Raw genomic sequence first — 25,188 nt, forward strand, 5'->3', positions numbered from 1 at the left:
GTGCAAATATAAAAACCTTTTCCTTCCTAACAACATCTTTTATTAACTATTTTGAAACTTTTTTTTAATACTCTGATATAACAACATTTACATAATCTGCGAAATTAGAGATGGTACTACAACCCCAGATATAAGGTATATCAATCTAAACATAGAAATCTTTTTTCACCCCAGAAAAGTATAATACTATAGTATTTAATTGTTCATTTAAACACGAACAAAGGATTATATAGTCGATATTTTATTTAATAGAATTGCGCTTAGGTATAATCCGATTCCGAAAACGGTATGTGTAAGCAAGCTTTTTATCCTACCTATAGTTGGGTTTGGTATATCTGATAATGCAATCCCAAACCCAAATGCAGGCTGCATAATAAAAAAAGGAGCGACGATAGTAACAAGACCTATTAAAATGGCTGGTTGAAGAGTTGGATTAGCTAACCAATCTTTACTACAAACAAATACCAATAAAAATGCAAATGATATACCTATTATATAATGGGATAACCAACCTATTACTAATTCATTTTTTAACGAGGGAGAATTAAAAATTTTATCATGAAATATTTTTCCTTTAGGTATATAGCCAACCCAACGACCAAGAAGACTATAGTCAAGTGATTTTATTTTAAACAGATTTAATATATATGACCAAATATCCATTGTAAATGTAGCGCCAATACCAATAATCATTGTTTTCAATATCCAATTCATTTTAAATTTGTTTTTTGATTCATTTAGACAATTAAGAAGTAGATAATAAATAGAAGTTATTATTCATGTCTACAAAATTAGTAGTCACACGAACTACTGGAGCAGGACAAAATTGTAGTTTACTAGGATTTATCTAAAAATTTATGTCTAAACACTTTGGGTGAGCACTTCATATGTTTTTTAAAAAACCTGATGAAGTATGATGTATCATCGTATCCTAAATCATAGGCTATACTACTTACTTGATTAGAAGTAGCCAAAAGATATCTTTTGGCTTCCAAAATTATGTGTTCATTAATTAATTCGGAACAGGTTTTACCTACTGTAGATTTAGTGACAGCATTAAGTTGATATAAAGAAAGGTTCATCATTTCTGCATATTGAGCAGCCCGTTTACAGGTAATACTATGTGTTTCTAACAGTTCTGAAAATTCTTCAAGTCGTTCTTGTGAATATGGTGTACCACTACCCTTATGGTCTTTTCCGATATTCCGACTAAGTTCTGTAAGTAATATACTTAAGTTAGCGTTAATTACTTCCTGATATCCATCATCTCTATTTGTAAATTCCTGAAAAATCGCATCTAAAATGGATAGTGTTTTTTTAAAACTAGTCGTATCAAGCTGATAAAAGTTTAAACTACTTATTTTTCTTAACAATTCTATCCTTACCCTATCATTGGCAACATAAGAATTGGCATTAAAATTAAGTAAATACCCTGTGCATTCTTCATTTAGTGTAAGTTGATGTACCTGACCCGGGCGAATAAAAAATATCGAATGCGCACAAACATTGTAAGGAACAAAATCTATCTCATGAAAACCGGTTCCCTGCTCTAGCGCAAGTAAAAAGAAAAAATCATGTCTATGAAGGCTCTGGATCATAGGTTTTCCGCTCAACATCTTCTTAACATTCTTAATTGCAAAAATAGATTCATTTGAGTTCGCATTACCTTTTCTTACAGGAATGTCTTGCATTATACGTCTCAGGGATTTAAGTTTAACTTGTTTTTATGAGCATTAGATCATACACAAAGGCTTTATACCAAAAGAATACTCCTACTTTTTCATTGGCACTAAGATAATTAAACAGATAAAAATGTAGCTCTGTTATTTACTTAGTTTATTCCAAATTTTCTTAAATCTTTCTAAATTATCAGAGCTTAGATCTTCATTTGCCATCAGAATTTGCCCTACGTTTGTTCTGGGATTGAACATCATAAAAGCAGATGCTCCTAAATCTGAACCTGTATGACCTATTTTCCCGGATTTAAAGTAAGCCATAAAAAGCCCGGTATTAGGTTCTCTCGGATTAATATTCTGAACCTTGTTCTTTTCATCAAAATTCTTAGCATATAACTCACTCCATGATTTTTTAGTAAGTAATGTACTATTTCCATTATATCCTTTTATGAGTTCAATTAAGTAAAGAGACATGTCTTGTATGTTAGTTTTTAAGCTTCCATCGGGATATGTCACACAAGAATAAGGTTGTATAGCTTGATCTTTTTCATCATATAATATACTATGCTGTGTACCATTTATATTCTTATAAAACCAACCTGTATTATTCATCTTTAATGGTATGAATATATTTTCTTTAGTAAATTCATTAAAAGGTTTTGCACTAACTTTTTCAATTATATAAGCCGCTAATGTTGCTCCAATATTCGAATATTCATATTGCATTCCCGCTTTCTTTTTCAAAAAACTTTTCTTTACACTCTTCCTATTATGATTAAGATGCTCATATAAGTATGCCCTTAAAGATATTTTTGGAGAAAGCTCATAAGCATATGCTGATTCGTATATTTTCTCATTATCCATAATTCCAGAGGTATGGGTTGCCAGATGTCGTAATGTAATGATGTTTGAACCATCGATATGCGGATTAACAATTTTAAAGTCCAGATATTCATTAATATCTTTATCCAAATCAATTAATCCTTTCTCTTTGGCAATCATTAAGGAAACTCCAATAACTGTTTTACTCACTGACCCTATTGGTTGAATTGTATTTTTTGAATAGTTCTTCTTTTTTTCTTTATCAGCTAATCCAAATGTCTCTATTTCTAAGACCTTATCCCCATTAACTACAGCGGTAGCATAACCTGTAAATTTTCCATCTTGAGATGTACAACTCTGGATACTTAAAAAAGTAATTAAAATAAAAGTAAAATACGATTTCATAATTATTGTTTTTTTTGATTGATATATTCATTTTGAAATTACATACTACTCAAATATTACATATCACCCTATCGAGTAATTATTCTATTGAGATTTGACACAAATAAATATGAAAACTACAATCCAAACGCCCCAACTCTTCTGTTGGCACCTATTTTTATAATGTTTTTTGGAGTGAGGATTTGAATTGGGATGGAGATAAACCGGTTTCTTTTTTAAATATTCTATTAAAGCTAGTTTTGGATTTAAAACCAGATTCGTATGCAATACCCAGAAGTGTAATATTACTATACTCTGATGATTTCATTTTTTCCTTGACAGAGGCTACGCGATATTTATTCACATAATCATAAAATGTAGTCTTTAAATATTGATTTAAAAATGCTGAGAGCTTTTTATCAGAAATTGAAATTGCACTTGCCAACCTGCTTAAAGTAAGATCTTCGTCTAAATATTTTTCTCCAACAGACATTACATGCTCTAATGACAATTTTAGGTTATTCAACTCTTCATCGCTTATACCAGACAAATATTCGTTTTTTTTACCTTCTTTATCTTTTTCCTCTGGCGTGTTGATCAAAAAATCAGGGAGTAGGATTTTTGACTGTTTAACTCCATAATATCCTAAATATGCTATTAATATAATTACTGAAACTAATGTCAAATACGTAGTTTCAAAATTTAACTCTTTGACGTTAACCTCATATAAAGTAAATATCACATCCAGGCATGAAATCACGAGCACACCAATTAGCATTCGTTTCACCCAACCAAAATCATTTTCAGAAATGTTTGAAAAATTGAGTTTCATTGCACTTTTGTATGTGTTAAATAATTTTAATGAATATAATGTGTAAAAAATAAAATACATCATCAATAAAATGCCAAACAAATCACCATGATCATTGATGGTTTTTAAATAGTTAAAAACAAACTCTTTCTTAATGATTGAGATCAAAAAAGGAATGGACACACATAGCAAATAGAGCAAAGTGGGAACAAAATGAATATAGTATTTTCTTATTAGTTTTGTCTCTCCCTCAAATAGAGACTTGATATAAACATATATTAAAGGTCCGGTAAAAAATTCAATAATTTCATTAAACACAAAAGTGGTGAGAAATAAGGATTTTAATTTATGAATTTGTGCATACCCATGAATAATGTAAAATAGGGTTATCGAAAAAAACAAAAGAAGTAATCGTTGTGGTGATTCTTTGGTCTTAGATTTTATCAATAACAAAAGTATAATTGCATTGATAACAATTCCTGTGGTTAAAAAGAAGGTAATTCCTAGATTCATAGACTAAAAGTGCTGCATATTGTCTATTATACGATATCTTTTTCTGTCATATTCATCTTCCAACTCATCTTTTGAATATTCCTTAACAAGCTCTATTAGTCCTTCAGAGCATAATTCTTCTAAATCCTTGTATGAAATATCATTAAATGTAAAAGATTCGGATTTATCATTAATTTCAAGGGACCAGGGGTACCATAATAATCCATAATACTCCCAATAATATTCAAATTCAGTACAATTTGTTTTTTTGCATTTTTCCCGAATTTCAGAAATAATACTATTTAGCCTTTCATCCATGATTATAGTGTTATAATCATTTGTTCATATTCCTTTATTTTTGATTGTAGTCGTTTATTTAGATACTCATTTTTATTATTAAGGTTGGATGAAATTAATTTAGCTTCTTCACAGTACTTAATTATTTTATTTTTAGTCCAATGTTCTGGTGGGGTTTGGAGGTTTGTGATTCGGTCTGCTATTTTAACAATCCCAACTTCTTTTTGCAATTTATTTATACGAATCAAGCTATCCATCATTTTTTCTTGTTTAGATGGTAACTTCTCATCTTTTGTTAATGCCTGTACAGCTTCGGCAATAGGTTCGCCAAATACCTGTTTGATTTCTTCAAAATCTGTATCTGTATCTTCAATTGTATCATGCAAAATTGCTATTTGTATGGCAAAATCTATATCAAATGAATGATCAAAATTATACCCAAACAACACTTCCATAGCTACATTTGAAATATGTAAAAGATAGTTAGCGTTTGTTCCTGGAACTTTTTGTTTGCTGTGTTTTTCTCCAGCGAATTTGATTGCTTTTTGATATAATTCTTGTGTCATAGTAGTTTTATCATATACGTAATGGTTCTATGAATGAAAAGTAGCAGGTTTTCACATACTAACTATATTTTATGTTTATTTTCTTTGATCTTTAAAAACAGTATTAACATCTACCCAATACACTTCTCCTTTGGTCACTCCTTTCCACCCACTCTTTGGAGGGTTACTGTATCTTTTTGAAAAGAAAAAATACTTACCATCTGGTGACATATATGGGCAGAAATAAATCCAATCTTTCTTTAGCGGCTCACCAATATCTAAATGAACCGGAACTTGCCATTTGTTATTTTTTTTAAATGATATTGCAAAGCCTTTCTCATCCGTATACGTGTTTCCGGTAATCAAATAACTTTCATCAGGAGCCACATAGGTACCACGTTGGCCTTCTTCAGAATTTACCTCAGAACCAATATTCATTGGGGTATCGAATTTTCCTTCTCCTAGATATTGGGCTCTATAAATATCTCCTTTACCAAGACCTCCAGGGCGATTTGATGTAAAATATATACTCCCATCTGCAACAACTACCGGATAGGATTCTACATACTTTTCTGTTGATACAGGGTATCCAACCTTTGAAGCGATTTGCCATTTACCATCGATTTTTTGACTTCTATATATGTCTGGCTTACCTTTTTTCAAACGATCTTCAGGACTAACACCAAGGAAATACATGGTATCGCCATCTTGTGTGATTGATGGATCAATAGCAACGGATTCATTTTTTTGGTCGGTATACATTTGTATTGGTTGCGGCACAGCCCACTTGCCATTAATTAAATTAGAATGATGTATAATAAAGCTACCATCTATAATTCTTGTAAAAAACATTTCGGTAAACGAAGCATTAAATACCGTATTAATTTCTATAGCATTTGTATTTACAAAGGATGGAGCAAATAATTCAGGTACTATCCCTGGTAGTTTTTCATCTATATAGGAATTATTTGAGTTAATTGGCTTACAACTTTGTAAGATAAAAACGAATGCAATCATTGATAAGAAATAATACCTTCTTTTCATATTTTTTGATTTAAATAATTGTTAATAATTCATGCATGAAACGTTGCGCTCAGAAAGATACTACATTTATGGATTAGCGTAGAGCAGTGTTTTTTATATTTTGTTTTTAATTTTCCTATTCTAAAAGCCAAATTTTTAAATTTGAAGGTCTCTTTGAATAAGCACAAACTTTTAGATCTGGCGCTAAATTTTGTTATGATTTTACATATGATGTTGTGCGTAGTTTTTATTTCCGTTTTAATAAAATTCATTTTCCTTCACTACAATTGTTGTCAGCTCGACCATGTGTCCGTCAGGATCTTTTGTATAGATTGAATGGAAATAATAATGGTCTTGAATATTGAAGTCTAAATTTAATTCTGAATAGCGTTTTTTTGCTTTTTCAAAATTTTTATTTGTCACATTAAAAGCAAAATGATCAATTTTTATGTTTCTAGAGTTTAAATCAAGTTCCGAATCACTTAAATTGGCAGGGAATAAAGCAATTCCAGATTTTCCAGAAAGTAGAAAAATTGGAAACTCTCCCCATTCTGGGAGTTGATATTTCTTTAAGTCTAAAACTTTTTGATACCATTCGGTGGAAATTTTCAAATCCCTTACCCGAATAGCTACGTGGTCCAAAAATTCAATCTCTATTTCATTACCCATTATTGATCATTTACCAAATTACACACAATGTTTAATATATATCATAGTGGGAGCAAATATCACTTAACTATCGACATTTTCTGTGCAGATTTCATAACTTATTCATCTTTAAAATCACTGCGCCATTATAAATATACTAGAACCAATCGACTAATTATTAATCGGCTATGAGTAGTTTCGTGGTTTAGCACTTAACTTTGCAAGTGCACACTAAACTAAAAACCCGTAAGGATTTAGAAGTAGGTAAAAACAAACAGTTACTTATAATCATTTGTTGTAGTGCATTTTCATTCGGTTTTCTATTTCAGTCCAATGATCTTTTCTCATAGAATATAAAAATCGATTATACAATTTTGTTTTCCATCTAAAAAGATTATTCTTTCTTTTTAAATATGCTTTTGTACAAGATTCATTCAGCCATTTTTTGTCAAAACCACTCCATTCTCCAGCAACACTCATTAAATTTCCTTTCAACACAGGAAAAACCTCGTACAGGTCAATTTCTTTTAATTCTGAAATATGTAAATCAGAATTTAAAAAAATAGCAGTTATCGATTCGTAATTCTCGTCTTGTAATTCTGTGTCTAAATAAAATTCAGAAATTGAATTCCATATTGGGATTCTTTTCTCTAGTTCAAATTCTATATCAATTGAGTTATCTCTTTCCCAAGGGTTAATGAATTTTTCAAATTCAGCCCATTCTTCTTTTATTTTGTTGATCAATTCTATTCCAGCAAAAGCAATGGTTCGTTGGTGAGTGTAATAAATCACAAAGCTCACATTTTCATCAATGTAAAAAGTGTCATTTTCAGAAAAATCAACTATGTTCAATTCATCAATAACTTTAGTTTCTTTAGGATAAGTGAATTCATAAATTCCTCCAGTTTTCAGGTTGTTATAAATTCTATTTAATTTGTCGAAACCAAATTTTTCATTGAATTCAAAGCTATCAAAATAGCAAGTGTTTTCTTCAGTTACTCCGGAAAGAGGAATCCAAAAATCGAATGGATTTATTTTCCATTTTGTTTTTAATTCTTTTATAATTTCTTTTTCGGTTTTCATTTTCCTAAAGCACACTACAACGTATTTGTGTATGATTGGTTGCGCTATTTTAGCGTAAAAATAATTAAAACATTTGAAATTAATTGTCTGCGAGATTTGTCCGAAGGAGCAAATCCGTAAGCAATTAATTATACACCTTGTTATGTGCTTTTTTTATTCCATATTAACTTTTTGGAGTCTAAGAAATCAAATTCCGACTTTACTTGTTTTACTTTTCCTTTATCTTTGAGATAATCTAACGTTTGAATTAATTTAGGAGTATTGTCTATATAAACAGAGCTTATAGATTTGTACTCATTTGTGGTTTTCATATAATATTGGAAAAACCATAAATCTAGCACTCCATAAAACCCATTATACTTGAGATTAATATCAACAATTTGTCCTGATTTAGAGTTGGAAAAACAAACATCCCCACCATGAAATCGATAATTCCAATTTTTTGATAATTGATTTTTATCTATTGCTATTTGTTCTTTTATTTCTGTAAAAGACTTATTTGTATCGGTAAAACTATAGTCATATTTTTCTTCAAATCTCTTTATCAATTTTTCTGAAATCAATCTGTAACTTTTGATTGCTTCTTCTAATTGTTCCGAAATTTTTTCAACCTCAGTTTCAGAAAAAAGATTATAGAGATTATAAAATTTCAAGTCTTTAAATTCTCCTTTGTGGATCTCAACATTTAATGAGTCTTCAATATTTTTTATTTGTTTTTTTAAATTTCTATTAAAAAGAAAATTGAATTTGGAATTATAATCTATTCTAATTCTGTCATTTCTCATTAATTCTTCTTTAATTGTTTCTAAAGAAGGTATCTCTTTTGTTCTATTACAGAATATTTTTTTCAATTCTTTCATTATTGGAATTGCACATAACAATGACATATGTGTACTAATACATATATACTTATTAATTTTGTACACATTTTAATAAACGTTTCTAAAAATACCAAAACGATCTCACAAAATCAGATTTCGTGGCTCCGTTTTTTGACAGCCTTAATTAAACCCAGATCATGCAATCTAGCATTCTATAGTATCCTGTTGTTTTTAATCAGTTTCCAATCACTAATAATATCCCGATTATTAAAAGAACTACCCACCCCGGGTGTTTTCCTTTAGTTCCTATCAAAACTAAAAGAGATGACAAAAACATTGTGTACATGATTGACTGAATTATAAAACCAATACTAGTTGAATCTAGCTCACTTTGTTCTACTGAAATTTTGATCAATATCGCTCCGATACCCCAACCAAAAGCTGAAGCTAAATGCCAGGTTGCCCATAATATCCGCAAATGTCTTTCTTTCAATTCTACGGTTTTTTTTGACGGAACCAAACTTCCTTTATTTCTTTTGCTATTAAAAATCAAATATTCTCCAAGAATTGAGTGAACAATTCCTAAGAGAAAACACAGAATTCCTGCTATACATACATACACATTCATAGATCAATTTTTATCGTATTCTTTTCGGTCTCTTTTGTTTAGTATTGTGTGTTCGTACTCTATTTTCCTATCAAAATATGGTATTCTTTTGGTATTTCAATTCCTCTATATCCATTTGTTAATCCATAAAATAGTACCAGTGTTAATATAACACCAAGTACAAGTATTAAAACAGATTGTTTTTTAGGTGTAATCCCCAATACGTTATTTTTCATTTTGACATAATGAATGGCCGAAATATGACCAAAAAATGAAAATATAGCAAACCCATAATAGGGGATGAAAAATAAATTTATCGGAAAAGTATTCAATCCCGCTATTCCAAAGTAAATATTGGTATCTAAATCTAAAAATAATCTACCTGCGAATACTGCAGCAAGATGAAATAGGAAGAAAACGGCTAGATAAAATCCGCTCCATATTTGTAATTTTTCAAAAAATCCAGTGGTACTTTTTCTTCTCCTTAAAAATAGTCGTATCCCAGAAAAAATTTGAATGAATACTGCGATCAATAAAACAGTTTCTGCAACAACATTTCTGTATACTACACGAAATTTATCCATTAATAGAATGTGTTCCTCTACTCCAAAAAGACTATAACCATGGTTAAACAAATGAAAACTTATAAAAATTGTAATTGTTACCCCTGAGATATAATGAATTCGTCTCATAGTTTTTTCACAAAGGTGAATCTAAATTACATCGTATCATTTGATTTATATCAAATTCGGTTTTTTAGGTTTTCTTATTCTGCTTAATGTTTCAAGTGTAATTCCAATATATGAGGCGATATGTGTTAAAGGTATTCTTTGGGTAACATTTGGATAAATAGACAAAATATTTTCATACTTCTGTTCTGCCGATTGAAATTGGATTGATACAATTCGTTCTTGTTGCTGTAGCATGGTTTTTGTGACCACAATTCTATTTAGACGTTCAAAATCAGAATATTTATCTGATAGTCTTTCTACATTTTCTCTTGATATTTCTAATAATAAAGAATCTTCTAGTACTTCGATAAAATGAGGACTTGGAATATTAAGGAAGAAGCTATTTATTGAACATATAAAATCATTTTCAAAAGCAAACCAGTCAGAAATGTCTCTACCGTCCTTTAGATAGTATGCTCTTGCACATCCCTTTATTATAAAGAATGTTTTATCAGAGAATTGCCCTTCCTTAACAAGAATTGTATTCTTTTCTGGGGTTACTATTCTGGAGTTATTTGATAATTCTGATTTACAATCAGAGGTTAAAAGAGAATATTCCTTACTAATTAAATCGATTATTTCCTCTTTATTCATAATGGTTTGTCAATGATCAACAACAAGTTGTATATCAATTCATATTGTTATAAAGAAGCTAAGTTAGCAAAAAGTTACATGTCTAGACTCTACAACACTCGATTAAGAACATTCCTGTTCGATCTAATTTTAAGCCATTATTTACACTTAAAGTACGTTCTACACACAAAATTGTTTGCTTTTACAATAACAGAAAGTTGTACATAGAACAGTGATTGATGATAGGATTATTTTTTTCATAATCATTTTTGGTCAATATCTGATAGAACTGATATACACCCAAACTATAAATAGCACTTGTAACGGAACTCTAAACCACAAATACATTACCCCATTTCCATCATAAGTACCCTTTTGATAGTTTAGTTGATCTATAGATGCTTTAATGTTAGCCGGTAGCATCATCATAAAGAATAAGATTAATAACCAGGCCGTAATTGATCTAAGTTGCGAGACATGCAATCCAATTGCAGCAAGAATTTCTATGATTGCAGTACAATAGATCACTTCTTTTTTAAAGGGAATAAAATCTGGTATCATCATAGCCATTCCGTCTGTAAACATAAAATGCCCTAAAGCTGTAAAAAACAACATTATAGACATACCAATACGAGCAGAAAGGGCAAAGTCATATTCTCCCTTGTAGATTTTGAAGATTAATAATGAAATTGCAAAACTTGTGATCAGCACTATTAATGGTTTCATCTTTTTTCTACAAATGTCAGAAGATGAGTTTATCAAAACAATGAACCCAAGTTAAGAAATTCGTTTTCGGATTCTACTCAATGCTTGCGGAGTAATCCCAATATAAGAAGCGAGATATTTTAATGGTATTTCTCTAATGAGATGCGGTTGATCTGTGAATAACTTTAGATATCTCTCTTCTGCAGTTTCGTTTAGCAGAGATTGCTCTCTTTGTGATTTGGTAAGAAATAGGTTTTCTGCTGTTATTCTTCCTATAGTATGGCCAATTTCTGTTCGTTTATATATGTCTTGTAAATCATCAAACGTTAATCTCCAAAGTGTTGTTTCTGTTAAGGTTTCTGTCTGATAAGTACTTGGTGCTTGAGTTAGAAATGAATCGTAGGCACTCATGAATTGGCCTTTAAAGCAAAATCCAAACGTTAGGTCATTTTCTTCTCTGGGAATAAAAAGTCTAATAGATCCTTTCTCTATGAAATTAAGATAGTTTTCTGTTTCTCCAATTTTTAAAAGTGTTTCTCTTTTTTTGTAATTATTTTTTTTGAGTTTGGAAGAAAATATTTCCCAATCTTTATCACTTAGTTTAACTATTTGCTCGAAATACTCTCTTATTTGATTCATTAATATCTTTAAACCATATGATATCTTTACAAAAAGAAATTCCAAACCAAACCGAAACGCAATACTGCATCACGTGTTGCATATCCCGGTGCAGAAAACTCGTTGTTCTGTCTAAAGGCTTCGCCAAAATTTTCGACTTTAAAAAAGATTCTCGTCTGTCGCACCTTAGCATTAAAAAAGATATCAAACTGTGGGTAACCACCTATCTCCTCGATGTTTTGAACATAAAACTCTGACAAAACAGGATCGTATGCATCTGCTTTATAACTTGTAAAGTATTTAAAGGTTACCCCTGTTTGTAAATACAATGCTTTTTTAAACCAATGATCGTGATAATACAAGCTGTTTCTGGTTGTAATTTCGGGTACATTATAAATTTGATCTCCTCCCTGAACATCCTGGTACATCACGGTATTATCAAGACCTAGTTTCCAGTATTTCAATCCCTGAGTAAGTTTTACCTTCAATACATCAATACTTTCTGGAGCTTGTAGAGGTACAATTGCAGAATTTGCATCTTTTGTAAAATAGGTGTATTTACTAATCGTAGCATAGCTCGCTTCTATCTCGGCAATTTTCCTGGCTTTGATATTAACTTGTATTTTTTGAGTTTCAGTATTATCAAAATTATTTTGCCAGTTATAGTTTACATAATCACTTTGGTAGAGTAAAAAATTATAGTTCGGAGCAACAGATTTAGAACTTATTTTAGCCCGAATACCATAGTTTTCATTGAGTTCATATCCCGCACCTGCATTAAAATAATTTCCTGTAAAATCACCAGAAACAATTGCCATTCCATCACCAAATAGCTGAAACCCTTTATAGGTATTCTTATACTCACCCCCAACAGAATATATATCTCCTTTAATACGATTGGTTATATTTATTTGAGCACCAGAACTGTTTACCTGGTTTACAATCGCATTATACCCGTAGTTATAATTAGAGCTTCCTCCTAGTACACGTATATTTCCCAGCCATTTATTTGTAAAATCCACATACACTTGGTTACTAAAATCCTCTAGAGCTACATTATCTGCAATATTTGCAGTTACATAGGACGCTCCCAAAAGATTATTAGGAGCAATTGCTGCCTGATCATATTTAAATCTCTTATCCGTAAGGTCCATAATATGTCCTACCGACAAGGCTGTAGAAGAACTATCTGTTTTTTTAAATATTGCGTATTGATGATTTAGATAAAATCGTTTTCCGAGCAATATACTTTCGGCATTTTGAAAATTAACAGATACTGATCCTCTATCAGAAAATTCACTACTTTCTCCAACAAATTCGCCTGTACCCAAATACTGATTTAACCCTTCTGCCGATAACCCTCCATTTTCTTCATTAAGCAAATCTTGTGACACAAAATGTGTGCGCACTTTATATCGCTCATTTTTGGTCGAATAACTAGCTGTAGCTCTAAAATTACCTGTACTTGTTAAAGCATGTTGGTATTTCCCTAATGACCGCACACCTTTATAAGCGATCGAAAGATTAAGTCTTGGTGAAGTATTTACTGTAAAAAAAGCATCTAATTGTTGTCCTTGTTCAAAGGTAGTTCTAAAATACAACTCGGTAAGAGGAGTAGGTACCTGATAATATACTATATCCTCGGCTTCCATAAAATTGAAATGCCTGGCCCTGGCTCCCATTAGTGGTAATACATGATCTCTTTCTTCTCGCTTGGCTAAACTATTATAGGTTTGTCCAACATTATGAATAGGAAGCAACTCAAAATCATCTCTACGTAGATAATTGAACTTATAATCCTTTTGTATCGTTAATGTCGTATCCTGATATGTCGTATCACTTTTTATTGTAATGATCTTATATTCTGTAACCGGTGGCTTCTTTTTTTTTGTCTTTGGTTGTCTTAACGATTTTCTGGGTTCTTGAGATCCATCTCCTAGATTAGAATCACCTACTCTCTCCTGGTCTCTTTGCGCCCAAATCATCGAAACCGATAACAGTGCAACTATAAATATTATGTTTTTTCTCATTAGAATGCTAAACTGTGGCAAAAATATACTTTTTTAACGAAAGTAAATGATACTCATTGCTTGTATAAATTAACTTTTTTATTGAACTCGTTATTACTTAATGATTTTAATAATATGATTCTTAATATCTCTATACAACTTAGTAAAATCACAATAAGTCTTTTTGCGATTCTTATTAGAAGACTGATCATAAAGCTATGGTGTTACATTTAATTTTTAAGAATACGTTTACCCGCATTATGCATTAGAACTTCGTTATGAGGCTTGAAACTAATAGAAAATATGACATTTTCTTAGTTTTAGCATAGCATCGCTACAGTTAAACTGAAAAATGTAGTGCAACGGTATATTTTGAAATAGTTTCAAAACGTAATAGATTTTCTAATGTATAATGCGGGTTTAGCAAGAGTACTCTTTACCATACAAATAGGTTATTTATAAAAAAGGAATACCCATTAAAATTATATTTAATGGGTATCTCAATCAATAGCATTGGGGAGAAAAGGGCAAATTCAATCCAACTTAAATCTTTCGGTTATATTAGTGTTATATTTTAGGATATCGCTTTTTCACCATTTAATTACTTACTGTATTCATATCCATACAGTATTGTTATCATTTAGATTCTATCCAGGTAACCCCATCGATACTACTCCAAACATCATTCTTATTTCCTGCATTATGCCCTGCAATAACCCACATTTTGTTATCAAAAATTACTGAAGAATGGTCTCCCCTCTCAGGAAAAGCAGCATTGTTGGTAACATTGACCCAAGTAGCACCATCGGTACTGTTCCAAACATCATTACCACCATACCCACCAATAACCCACATCTTGTTATTAAAGACTACAGCTGGAAAATTCCATGAACTTGAAAAAGCGGCATTATCTATAGCTTGTGTCCATGTAATACCATCAGCACTTGACCAAACATCTTTCTTTTCTTCTCCTCCAAGAACCCATATCTTATTATTAAAAACTACAGAGGCATGTGAAACTCTTTCTGAAAAAGGAGCGTTACCTGTAGCTTTTTTCCAGATAATACCATCTGAGCTATTCCAGACATCATTTTTAAAATCTAGATATTTCCCCCCTCCTATTACCCAAATCTTATCATTAAACACTACAGAAGCATGATGCGATCTAGCTGAAAAAGCGGCATGTTCTGTAACTTTTGTCCAGGTAATCCCGTCTGAGCTATTCCAAACATCATTCTTATAATCTGATCCATTACGACCACCTATAATCCAAATCTTATTATCAAAAACTACAGAAGTATGATGTGATCTAGCTGGAAAAGTAGAATTTGTAACCCCTATCCAATCAAGACCATCAACACTATGATAAATATCATTAGAACCCCAAGAAAACCCACCAATTACCCAGATTTTATTATTGAAAATTTCTGAAGTATGGCCGTCTCTTATGGTTAATGGATTAGGTTCTCTTGTTGTAAAGCTAAAGGTTTCACTCTCTATCACGCCATTATTACTGTCTTTGGCTATTACTTTCCAATAGTATTGGGTACGTGTACTTAATGGTTGGGTTAGTTTAAAACTAAGTTCAGTTATATTTTCTGCATATAGTATCATTAAGTTTTCTACTGATCCCAGATATAGATCATACATTACCGTATCACCATCTACATCTGTAGCAGCTTGCCAACTAAAATCAGGTACCACATCTACATTTATAGCCTTATCTGCTACCGAGATCAAAGAAAATGAAGCTGGCGGGGTGTTTGGTTTTGTTGTAAAACTAAACGTATTACTCTCTACAACTCCCTTTTTACCATCCTTAGCAATTACTTTCCAATAGTATTGGGTAACCAGGTTTAACTGATCTATTATTTTAAAATGGGTATCTTTTATATTTCCTGCATATAATTTGGGAGATTCTTCTGTACCCAGGTATAAATCATAAGTTACCGTATCACCATCTGCATCTGTAGCGGCTTCCCAGCTAAAATCAGGAAGTACCTCTACATTTACTGCTTTATCTGCTACTTCGATCAACGAGAATGCTGTGGGTGGGGTATTTGGCTCTTCTGTATTTGGTTTTGTGTTATCATCATCTTTACTGCAAGACATAAAAAGAATGCTGCATAGTAGTAGAATATAGATTAATTTAATGCTGTTATTTTTCATGATTTTAGTTTCATATTTATTTTGACTGGTCAAAATAACTAAAGTCTACGCTCACTATTGATTCAATAAACAGCTCTAATCGGTCAATTGCGTTATAAAGAAATTTCTGCAGATGATTGATGTTCAATAATCGGTCAAGATGCATCACAAATCGTTCAAAATGCTCTTATACAAATAGATACTTTTGTGACTTGAAGAATTATTATAGCTTTGATAACTTAACCACAAACCAGGTATTATACATGAGGTTATCTAATATGGTATCGTTTTTTCAAAAAGCATTACAACTTGGTGGTGATCCAAAAATGCATTCTATAGAACTGAAAAAAATTAAATTCTTTAATTTTTTTTGTTATTGTTGGTATGTCATCGCTCTTTTTTGCATTATTTATGTTGTTCAGTTTTCTTCTCAAAGCTATGAAGACAAACTAATTTTCAGCATTATTCATTTGACTTATATCATTATAATACTTGCCATACAAATAATACATAGTTTTTCATTTTTAGACACCGCCAGAGTCTTATTTATGTTCACACTAATCTCTATTGTTTTTATTTCTACCAACATTCACCCCAAAAAACAGATTTATGAATTTGATTACTTATTTATTCCCCTAAGCGTACTGCTGTTTATCGATCAAAAAAGGGTTAATTATTTTATTATCTCTCTAACTTTTATGTGTTATTTACTGCCTCACTTTTATAACGATGGAATTGATTTCCTTAAGTTGTATAAAGGCTTATTTTTTGTTGTCTTTTTTATTGTAGTTAATTACTTTAAGAATATTAATTTACAGAGTCAAAAGGTCATGAAAGAAACGAACCAAGAGTTAGATGATCTAAATAGATTTCAGTCCCAGTTTTTTATTAATATCTCGCACGAACTACGCACCCCTATTACACTTTTAAAAGGGCATATTGATGCTCTAAAAACCTTTGACGATGCAGAAATTCAATATATAGAAAAGGGGATGGATCGGCAAGTGCAGAAAATAACGACTATGATAAATGATGTTTTAGATTTGGCTAAAATGGAATCTAAAAACTTCAACTTAAGATCAAAACCCATAAATATCTCACAATTATTAGAAAGAATCTCTCTGAATTTTGCTCCTCTTTTTAAACAAAAAGAGATTCGTTTTACTATACAGCAACATAAAAAGACATATAGAACAATGGGAGATCCTATGCTTCTGGAAAGAGCTTTTAATAATATTATTATTAATGCTATAAAGTATACAGATAAAGGTGGAGAAATAAGCATCAAGATTCAACAAAAAGCAGGCAATCTTAACATTTTTATTAAAGACACAGGAATAGGTATTTCTAAAAAAGATCAGGAAAAAATATTTAATAAATTCTATCAAGCCGATAACGACATCAACAGTGCCGGCGGAAGCGGTGTAGGGCTTGCATTCTGTAATCAAATCATAGAACTTCACAAAGGAAAAATAACGGTAAAAAGTACTTTAGGCCAAGGAGCTCGTTTTAAAATCTCTCTACCCGCAATAGAACATCTAGAACCTATCGATTCCTTAGAAGAAACCATTACTACCACTGGTCAATCCTTATTTAAACAAAATGAAAACGAAATAATAAAAGGAGTGTTTTTGTTGGTAGATGACCATAAAGAAATGCGAGATTACCTTAAACAATTATTACACCCTTGTTTTTGTTTAGAAGCCGAAAATGGTATCGAAGCGCTAGAGATGTTAGAAAAAGAATCTGTAGATTGTATTATAACAGATTATATGATGCCCAAAATGGATGGTTTAGAGTTTATACAAACCCTCAAAAAGAAACAAATACATATTCCAACAATGATGTTAACAGCCCGCGGTAGCACAAAAAGCAAACTAGAAGTGCTCCGTCTGGGTATTGATGATTATCTACAAAAACCATTTGAAAAGGAAGAGCTATTGATACGTATCAAAAACATACTTGCTAATCAAAAATCTAAATTAAATTATATAAAGAACACAAAGACTACTGCACCTGAAAGTGAAAACATTACAAATTGGCTGTTATTAATAAAAAACTATGTGTATCAAGAATGTAGTACTCCTCACTTTAACCAGGAAAGTATTGTAAATCATTTTCATATTTCTAAAAGTTCGTTTTATAGAAAAATTAAAAGTGAAACCGGTCTGACGCCTAATGAATTTATCACAGAGATAAAACTACAAAAAGCCCGAAATATCATAGAAAACGATACAGAAGTATCTGTAAAGAAATTAGCTTTAGAAGTGGGTTTTTCACATACTTCTTATTTTAGTAAGCTATTTTACAAAAGATTTGGTTGTCAACCTCATCAAATGGGAAATGCTGAATAATATCATTTCTCAAGATTCTTACGACCGGTTCAAAAACAAGAATTAGGATAAAAAAACTCCACCAGTGATGTAAACTGATGGAGTTACAACCGAAGAGAGACAACTCATATCCTCCTCATTTTGAATACAACTCTGAATTTCTTTTAAAATTTACAAGGCAATAAATTCGTTTAAACGAGTTTATTTGATCTTTTCTATAATAACGGTCTCCTCTGTACAATTTTCTACACGGCTGTAAATTTTTACTATAAGGTAATCATAGTTATCTTGGTCATTAGAAGAAGGAGTCCTCTTATACTGCCTAGTTTCGCCGGGTTTTATAATAGCATCAATGCCGAAAGACACCAAAGACCCACCAGCTGCTACATCATCGTTATTGCCAAATTGATCATCTTTTGAGAGATAGTTTTGTACGCTAACATTAGTTAGATCTATATAGCCATCTCCTGTATTATTCATATCCATTTCATATGTTAACTCATTAGTATCTGTTATCTTAAAATTAGTAACCGTGAGTTTGCCAAAATCTTCGCAAGACATTGCATCACCAATATAGGTAAATAAAGGAGTAGTCTCAAAAGTGACACCTTTTACCGTTACCACAACTGGCCCTGTAGTTGCATCTGGCGCAATTACTGTAATACTTTTAATAGAAGCATGTTTTACTATTGCTTCAACACCATTAAAAGTAACCTTATTTTCTTCTTTAATCTCACTAAAACCATTTCCTTTAATCCAAATATTCGTACCTACAAACCCTTCAGTAATGGATAAGGAAGCTACATCTATGGCCTGATCTGTTGTAAAACTAAAGATTCCACTTTCAGCTGTACCATTGTTGCCATCTTTGGCAATGACTTTCCAATAGTATTGGGTAGTTTCGCTTAACTCTTCTGTTGCTTCAAATTGTGTATCTTTTATATTTTCTTTATATAATTTGGGGTTTTCTTCTGCACCCAAATACAGATCATATGTTACTGTATCACCATCTGGATCTGTAGCGGCTTGCCAACTAAAGGTAGGAAGTAACTCTACATCTTCAGTTTTATCTGCAACCGCAATCAATGAGAATGCTGCTGGTGGGGTATTTAGCTTTTCTGTGTTTGGCTTTGTATTATCATCATCGTTACTACAAGACAAAAAGAGGATACTACATAGCAGTAGATTACATAGTATTTTAATACTGTTGTTTTTCATAGTTTTAATTTTCACATTATTTGACGTGTCAAAATAACTAAAACCTACTCTCACTATTGATTCAATCAACATCACAAATCAGTCAATTACGCTATAAAAACCTTTTTACTATTGACTGATATGCAATAATTGAGTAAAAAGAAAAAAAAACCATTTGTGAAATTAGCCCTGTAATAATTAGAGTTATAAAAGAAATGCTCATTAAAATCACATTAATGAGCATTCTGGTCAATAGTATTGGGGGGAAGAGGACAAATTTAATCCAATTTAGGTATTTTGGTTATAATACTGCTTAGTTACATATGGTTTTATAAGTAACACTATCATCTTTTCCCCATTCGCTTAAATAGGTAGCTGCAGGATCATCTACCTGGATACAGTTTAATAAGGAATTGTTTTGTGTAGAAACCTTCATATTAGCATTATTGCCATTTTTTACATTTAAACTAGATAATTGATTCGCACCACAATATAGCGTTACTAAAGCTGTGTTGTTGCTTACATCTAAACTACTCAATTCATTTGCCCAGCAATCTAGAAGCACTAAAGCTGTGTTGTTACTTACATCTAAGCTAGATAATTGATTTCTATGACAATGTAGATATTCTAAAGCTGTGTTATTGCTCACATCTAAGCTACTTAATTGATTAGTGTGGCACCATAGTTTTTCTAAAGCTGTATTGTTACTTACATCTAAACTACTTAATTGATTATTATAAAAATGTAGACGTTTTAAAGCTGTGTTCTTACTTACATCTATACTAGATAATTGATTACTGTGGCACCATAGTTCTTCTAAAGCTGTGTTGTTACTTACATCTAAACTACTCAATTGATTTGCCCAGCAATCTAGAACCACTAAAGCTGTGTTGTTAGCTACATCTAAGCTAGACAATTGATTTCTATAACAAGATAGCTCTACTAAAGCTGTGTTGTTACTTACATCTAAACTACTCAATTGATTTCTATAACAAGATAGCTCTACTAAAGCTGTGTTATTGCTTACATCTATACTACTTAATGGATTATAACTACAATTTAGACGTTTTAAAGTTATGTTCTTACTTACATCTATACTAGATAATCGATTACCAGAACAATATAGAGCTACTAAAGCTGTGTTGTTACTTACATCTAAACTACTCAATCGATTACCAGAACAAGATAGATGCCTTAAAGCTGTGTTGTTACTTACATCTAAACTACTCAATTGATTTACCCAGCAATATAATCTTTCTAAAGCTGTGTTGTTACTTACATCTAAACTACTCAATTGATTATAATCACAATGTAGAACTTCTAAAGCTGCGCTGTTACTTACATCTAAATTAGATAATTGATTTTCTGAACAGTCTAACTCAACCAAACTAGTAAAATACTCGATACCTGATACATTGCTAATGTCTTTTGATATGATATCCAAGCTTTCAACCACTTTTGCTTCCTCTATAGATATTTCATTGTCATCATTGGTATCAATTTTTGGATCATAAGACAATAACGCTTTCTTAAAATTGGCATCCGAAAAAATAATGATGTTAGAAATTGTAATTTCTATTGAAGCTTCTTTAATAATCTCACCATTCTTTACCACAGCAGTAGCCGTTAGTTTAGGATTGACCTCATAATCAAATTTGCTACCATCTTTTACGGTAAGTTTCCCTGTTTTAGAATCAATGGCAATAGCATCTTCGGGGTTTTGGGTTTTTATACTATACACCAACTCCCCTTGATTGGTCGTGGCTTCTATTTTACCCAGTTCTTCACCTGTTTGAAGATTATCTTTGATGGTTGCTAAAAAGTCTTTAACGGTAACGGTTGTAACCACACCCACAGAGTTATCATCTTTACTACAAGACACAAAGAGAATACTACATAACAGTATATTGTATAGTATTATAATATTATTTTTTTTCATCGTTTTAATTTTTATATTATTTGATGAGTCAAAATAACTACAATCCACTATCATTATTGATTCAATATGCAGCACTAATCGATCAATTATGCTATAAAAACTTGTGCAGATAACCGGTACGCAATAATCGGTCAGGAGGTATCACAAATCGTTTAAAACACTTATATATAATATAAACAGATACTTTTGTGACTTGAAGAATATTAGGAGGCATTAGTGGTTTTTGGTGTCTTTTTTCATGGGTAACTTGCCTCTATAGACTATGGTATAGCTACCATCTCAGGTTACTAATTTTAAAAAATAGTTTTTAGGTATTCTATGCATACTGTATCTTCGTATTATGCTTACATTAAAACTAAATCCTGATCTTCTCGAATGCGGTACTGATGAAGCCGGCCGGGGATGCCTGGCAGGTCCTGTCACAGCAGCTGCGGTAATTTTACCAGATGATTTCAATAATTCGATTCTTAACGATTCAAAACAACTTACCGAAGCCAAAAGAAATCTATTAAAACCTATAATAGAAGACTCCTCTTTGACCTATGGTGTGACACATATTTTTATGGAAGAGATTGATGAGATTAATATTTTAAATGCTTCAATTCTAGCTATGCAAAGATCAATCGAGCAATTAAAACCTCAACCAGAACATATCATTGTAGACGGAAATAGGTTTAAGCCATATCATAATATACCCTATACTTGCGTTATTAAGGGAGACGGAAAATATTTAAACATTGCAGCAGCCTCTGTATTGGCAAAAACATATCGTGATGAGTTTATGGAAAAAATACATGAAGAGTTCCCTATGTACAACTGGAAAAAGAATAAAGGATATCCAACAGTAGAACATCGAGATGCCATTCGTAAATATGGTATTACCAAATATCACAGGAAAAGCTTTAGGTTATTACCAGAACAACTTACACTAGATCTTAAATAATTATATCTTTGACGCTTACGGGAGAAAAACTCCAATTATATTTCGATCATTAAACAAGAATATCTATTTTGCAAACCAGGAAATTGAACTTTTTTATTTTGATAACTGAATTCAGGAATACAAAACGCATCGGCATAATGAAAAAAATAGTTGCAGTTCTCTTAGTTTTTATTGCTATTTCTTGTGACGATACATCGAAAAAATCAAATTCTTTACTGGATCATATTCCAAGAGATACCCAAATCATTATAAAAATTAATGACCTTGATGGTGCTACCAGTAAATTAAGGGATAATAATTTTATCAAAAACAATAATCAGATCGCTTTTTTTGAATACTTCAAAAACTTGTCTATCCTAGATCAAACTCATAAAACTGAAAGTATATTATGTTTCTCTCCACTAGGAAAAAACGATTATGAATATACTTATATTTCAAAATTTGACCCTTCTGTAATCAATGCCGATTCACTGAACACAAAACAGATTGAAACTATAAATTATTCTGAGAATACCATTTATAAAGTTACATCAAAAGGAAAATCATTTTTTGCTACCCGACAAGATAGTCTGCTTATCGCCTCTTCGTCTCAATTATTGATCGAAAATGCAATACGAATGCAAGCTGCTCCAATTCCTATTGATAAAGATTTACAAAAAGTATATGAAGTTTCTGGTACCGAGAATACACTATCTGTGCTGGTCAATGGAAAAAAACTACAAAACATCCACAACACTTTGTTGCCTAATACAGATCTGGAAAGTTTGAAAAATTTTAGCGGTTGGATATCTGCAGATGCTACTATAGGACAAGATGCAATGTACCTGGATGGCATTGCTATAGAAAAAGATTCGCTATCCAGTACCATTGGGATTTTTGATAACACTATCGCTCAAGAAAATAAGATTTCGAAAGTTACACCTGTTACCGCAAAAGGGTTTATCTCTTATACTTATGATGATTTTGATGTATTGAAAAAAAATCTATCTATGGCACAGGACAGGGAGTTAGAAGATATCCCTGGAGATCTTGATGATATATTATCAGGTGTTTCTGAAATAGGCATGATTTTTCTGGACAAAGAAAACATATTAGTTCTAAACTCTCTAAGTCCCGAAACTGCTCAAGAAAGTTTGGCAGGAGACAAAATAGATACCTATAGAAATACACCAATATACAGTTATAAAAGTTCCTCTACTTTTTCTCAAGTCCTTAATCCTTTGGTTAGCGATTTTGATGCCAAGTATTATTTTGTTCGGGATGATTTTATCATTTTCGGATCTTCTACCAAGGCTCTTAGAGATGTTATTGCCAATATCCTGAATCAGACATTACTCCATGATCAAGAGTATTACAAAGCAACTATAAAAGATTTATCTGATGAATCTTCGATATTAATAGCAGGTAATATCAAAAACATAAAAGAATATATATCTGAAAATGTTGAAGAAGAATATTCATCACAATGGGAAGCTCTTAAAAATAAAGGATATCAAATAGGAATAGTACAGGTTATAAAAGAAAATGATTTTGCTCATGTACATAGCATCTTACAAAAAAACAGAGCTAAAGGGGCGGCAACATCTGTGATGCAAACTGCATCAACCACTTTAGAGAACAAGGTACTAACCAAACCCATTCTTGTTAAAAACCACAGAACCAAAGGCATGGATGTAGCAGTACAGGACATCGAAAACAACCTATATCTAATTTCTGATAAAGGTGCCATTTTCTGGAAAAAACAAATCGATGGTGAAATACTCGGCGATATTCAACAAATAGATATCTACAAAAATGGCAGATATCAACTATTATTTAGTACTGCTAATACCATGTACCTGATTGATCGTGATGGAAAAGATGTAAAACCATATCCTAAGACATTTGAAAAACCAATTACACAACCACTCGCACTATTTGATTATGATAAAAGCAAACGTTATCGTATTGTTATTACCCAGGGTAATGAAATAAAAATGTTTGATGCTGAAGCAAAAGCTGTAACTGGATTTAGGTTTAAAAACACAGAAACAGATCTTATTTTACCGCCGAAACATATTAGAATTGGAACCAAAGATTATATTTTACTTTCCGAAAAAAATGGAAAGTTAACGATCCTAGATCGACTAGGTAAACCACGAGTTAATGTAAAAGAAAAAGTTGATTTTTCTAAAAACGAATGGTATCAATATCTAAACAAATTTACATCCACCACCAAAAGCGGAAAATTAATTCAAGTACAAAATGATGGTAATGCTGTAGAACAAAATCTAAGTTTACACGAGGATAATAGAATGGTAGCTACCAATAAGACCTTGGTTACTTTTTCTGAAAATAAACTTACCATAAAAGGCAAAACCCTTGAACTCGATTTTGGAGTATACACAGAACCTAAACTTTATTTTATTAATAATAAGATTTATGTTACCATTACAGATATACAAGCCAAAAAAGTATACTTATACGATAGCAATGCAGAGTTATTTCCTAATTTCCCGGTATATGGTAATTCTGTACTAAGTTTAGGCAATATGGATAAAGATCCTAATCTAGAATTTGTAGTTCAGGGAGAAGAAAATGGCGTGCTCATCTACCAAATAAATTAATCCATTGTTAAAAAAATAACAATAGTAGAAAATCCAAAATTTAGATTTTGGATTTTCTACTCACAGAACTCATTTTACACATAAAACCATAACACATAAGGCTTTACTAATTCTCCCTATACTACTTTAAAGAAATAAACTAATATATTCTCCTTAACATTAAATTAAGATTTCATG

General features: G+C 31.4%; 22 protein-coding genes. 3 read left to right on the forward strand and 19 right to left on the reverse strand.

From position 1 onward, the window contains the following. Window positions 1-225 precede the first annotated feature (225 nt). The 17 genes from DG435_RS08245 to DG435_RS08325 form a co-directional block, all read right to left on the reverse strand. Window positions 226-714 carry a DUF2938 domain-containing protein gene (locus DG435_RS08245; protein WP_106794968.1) on the reverse strand — a complete coding sequence of 163 codons (489 nt, stop codon included), beginning with the start codon at window positions 712-714 and terminating at the stop codon, window positions 226-228. A gap of 122 nt (window positions 715-836) precedes the next feature. Continuing rightward, a complete protein-coding gene (locus tag DG435_RS08250; RefSeq protein WP_106794967.1) occupies window positions 837-1,691 on the reverse strand; it encodes an AraC family transcriptional regulator in 855 nt (284 codons plus the stop codon). 132 nt (window positions 1,692-1,823) lie between these two features. Then, a complete protein-coding gene (locus tag DG435_RS08255; protein ID WP_106794966.1) occupies window positions 1,824-2,903 on the reverse strand; it encodes a serine hydrolase in 1,080 nt (359 codons plus the stop codon). Window positions 2,904-3,060: 157 nt separating this feature from the next. Then, window positions 3,061-4,206, reverse strand: coding sequence for a helix-turn-helix domain-containing protein (locus DG435_RS08260; protein WP_106794965.1), 1,146 nt, complete (start codon window positions 4,204-4,206; stop codon window positions 3,061-3,063). Between the two features lie 3 nt (window positions 4,207-4,209). Continuing rightward, a complete protein-coding gene (locus DG435_RS08265; RefSeq protein ID WP_106794964.1) occupies window positions 4,210-4,503 on the reverse strand; it encodes a hypothetical protein in 294 nt (97 codons plus the stop codon). Window positions 4,504-4,505: 2 nt separating this feature from the next. Then, entirely contained in the window at window positions 4,506-5,048 is a 543-nt protein-coding gene (locus DG435_RS08270; RefSeq protein WP_106794963.1) for an HD domain-containing protein, read from the reverse strand. 75 nt (window positions 5,049-5,123) lie between these two features. Beyond that, window positions 5,124-6,071 carry a PD40 domain-containing protein gene (locus DG435_RS08275; RefSeq protein WP_106794962.1) on the reverse strand — a complete coding sequence of 316 codons (948 nt, stop codon included), beginning with the start codon at window positions 6,069-6,071 and terminating at the stop codon, window positions 5,124-5,126. Between the two features lie 237 nt (window positions 6,072-6,308). Beyond that, window positions 6,309-6,719, reverse strand: a complete 411-nt coding sequence (locus DG435_RS08280; protein WP_106794961.1) for a VOC family protein — start codon at window positions 6,717-6,719, stop codon at window positions 6,309-6,311. 267 nt (window positions 6,720-6,986) lie between these two features. Beyond that, the gene (locus tag DG435_RS25835; RefSeq protein WP_199852733.1) at window positions 6,987-7,781 is read right to left on the reverse strand and encodes a hypothetical protein; all 795 of its coding nucleotides are present in this window, start codon (window positions 7,779-7,781) and stop codon (window positions 6,987-6,989) included. A 140-nt stretch (window positions 7,782-7,921) separates the two neighbouring features. Further along, entirely contained in the window at window positions 7,922-8,641 is a 720-nt protein-coding gene (locus DG435_RS08290) for a hypothetical protein (protein WP_106794960.1), read from the reverse strand. A 196-nt stretch (window positions 8,642-8,837) separates the two neighbouring features. After that, a complete protein-coding gene (locus DG435_RS08295; protein ID WP_106794959.1) occupies window positions 8,838-9,230 on the reverse strand; it encodes a hypothetical protein in 393 nt (130 codons plus the stop codon). A gap of 59 nt (window positions 9,231-9,289) precedes the next feature. Next, window positions 9,290-9,901 carry a hypothetical protein gene (locus DG435_RS08300; RefSeq protein WP_106794958.1) on the reverse strand — a complete coding sequence of 204 codons (612 nt, stop codon included), beginning with the start codon at window positions 9,899-9,901 and terminating at the stop codon, window positions 9,290-9,292. A 45-nt stretch (window positions 9,902-9,946) separates the two neighbouring features. Further along, window positions 9,947-10,534, reverse strand: coding sequence for a Crp/Fnr family transcriptional regulator (locus DG435_RS08305; protein ID WP_106794957.1), 588 nt, complete (start codon window positions 10,532-10,534; stop codon window positions 9,947-9,949). Between the two features lie 252 nt (window positions 10,535-10,786). Continuing rightward, window positions 10,787-11,239 (reverse strand): hypothetical protein, encoded by a 453-nt coding sequence (locus DG435_RS08310; protein ID WP_106794956.1) that lies wholly within the window; start codon window positions 11,237-11,239, stop codon window positions 10,787-10,789. A gap of 51 nt (window positions 11,240-11,290) precedes the next feature. After that, window positions 11,291-11,857, reverse strand: a complete 567-nt coding sequence (locus DG435_RS08315) for a Crp/Fnr family transcriptional regulator (RefSeq protein WP_106794955.1) — start codon at window positions 11,855-11,857, stop codon at window positions 11,291-11,293. Window positions 11,858-11,883: 26 nt separating this feature from the next. Continuing rightward, window positions 11,884-13,866 carry a putative porin gene (locus DG435_RS08320; RefSeq protein WP_106794954.1) on the reverse strand — a complete coding sequence of 661 codons (1,983 nt, stop codon included), beginning with the start codon at window positions 13,864-13,866 and terminating at the stop codon, window positions 11,884-11,886. A 615-nt stretch (window positions 13,867-14,481) separates the two neighbouring features. Further along, the gene (locus DG435_RS08325; RefSeq protein ID WP_106795149.1) at window positions 14,482-16,014 is read right to left on the reverse strand and encodes a kelch repeat-containing protein; all 1,533 of its coding nucleotides are present in this window, start codon (window positions 16,012-16,014) and stop codon (window positions 14,482-14,484) included. Window positions 16,015-16,823: 809 nt separating this feature from the next. Here DG435_RS08325 and DG435_RS08330 point away from each other — a divergent pair. After that, the gene (locus DG435_RS08330) at window positions 16,824-18,347 is read left to right on the forward strand and encodes an ATP-binding protein (RefSeq protein WP_159025820.1); all 1,524 of its coding nucleotides are present in this window, start codon (window positions 16,824-16,826) and stop codon (window positions 18,345-18,347) included. Window positions 18,348-18,527: 180 nt separating this feature from the next. Here the strand turns inward: DG435_RS08330 and DG435_RS08335 are convergent, their stop codons facing one another. Further along, window positions 18,528-19,544: an IPT/TIG domain-containing protein gene (locus DG435_RS08335; protein WP_159025821.1), complete on the reverse strand. Its 1,017-nt coding sequence runs from the start codon at window positions 19,542-19,544 to the stop codon at window positions 18,528-18,530. A 292-nt stretch (window positions 19,545-19,836) separates the two neighbouring features. After that, window positions 19,837-21,462, reverse strand: coding sequence for a leucine-rich repeat domain-containing protein (locus DG435_RS08340; RefSeq protein WP_159098249.1), 1,626 nt, complete (start codon window positions 21,460-21,462; stop codon window positions 19,837-19,839). A gap of 340 nt (window positions 21,463-21,802) precedes the next feature. On the opposite strand from DG435_RS08340, the gene DG435_RS08345 reads away from it, so the two are divergent. Both DG435_RS08345 and DG435_RS08350 read left to right on the forward strand, forming a co-directional pair. Further along, entirely contained in the window at window positions 21,803-22,405 is a 603-nt protein-coding gene (locus tag DG435_RS08345) for a ribonuclease HII (protein WP_106795161.1), read from the forward strand. A 137-nt stretch (window positions 22,406-22,542) separates the two neighbouring features. After that, complete coding sequence (locus DG435_RS08350) at window positions 22,543-25,011, forward strand: hypothetical protein (RefSeq protein ID WP_106795160.1); 2,469 nt, start codon at window positions 22,543-22,545, stop codon at window positions 25,009-25,011. Window positions 25,012-25,188: the final 177 nt, after the last annotated feature.

The sequence above is a fragment of the Aquimarina sp. Aq78 genome (genome assembly GCF_900299525.1).
GTDB lineage: Bacteria > Bacteroidota > Bacteroidia > Flavobacteriales > Flavobacteriaceae > Aquimarina.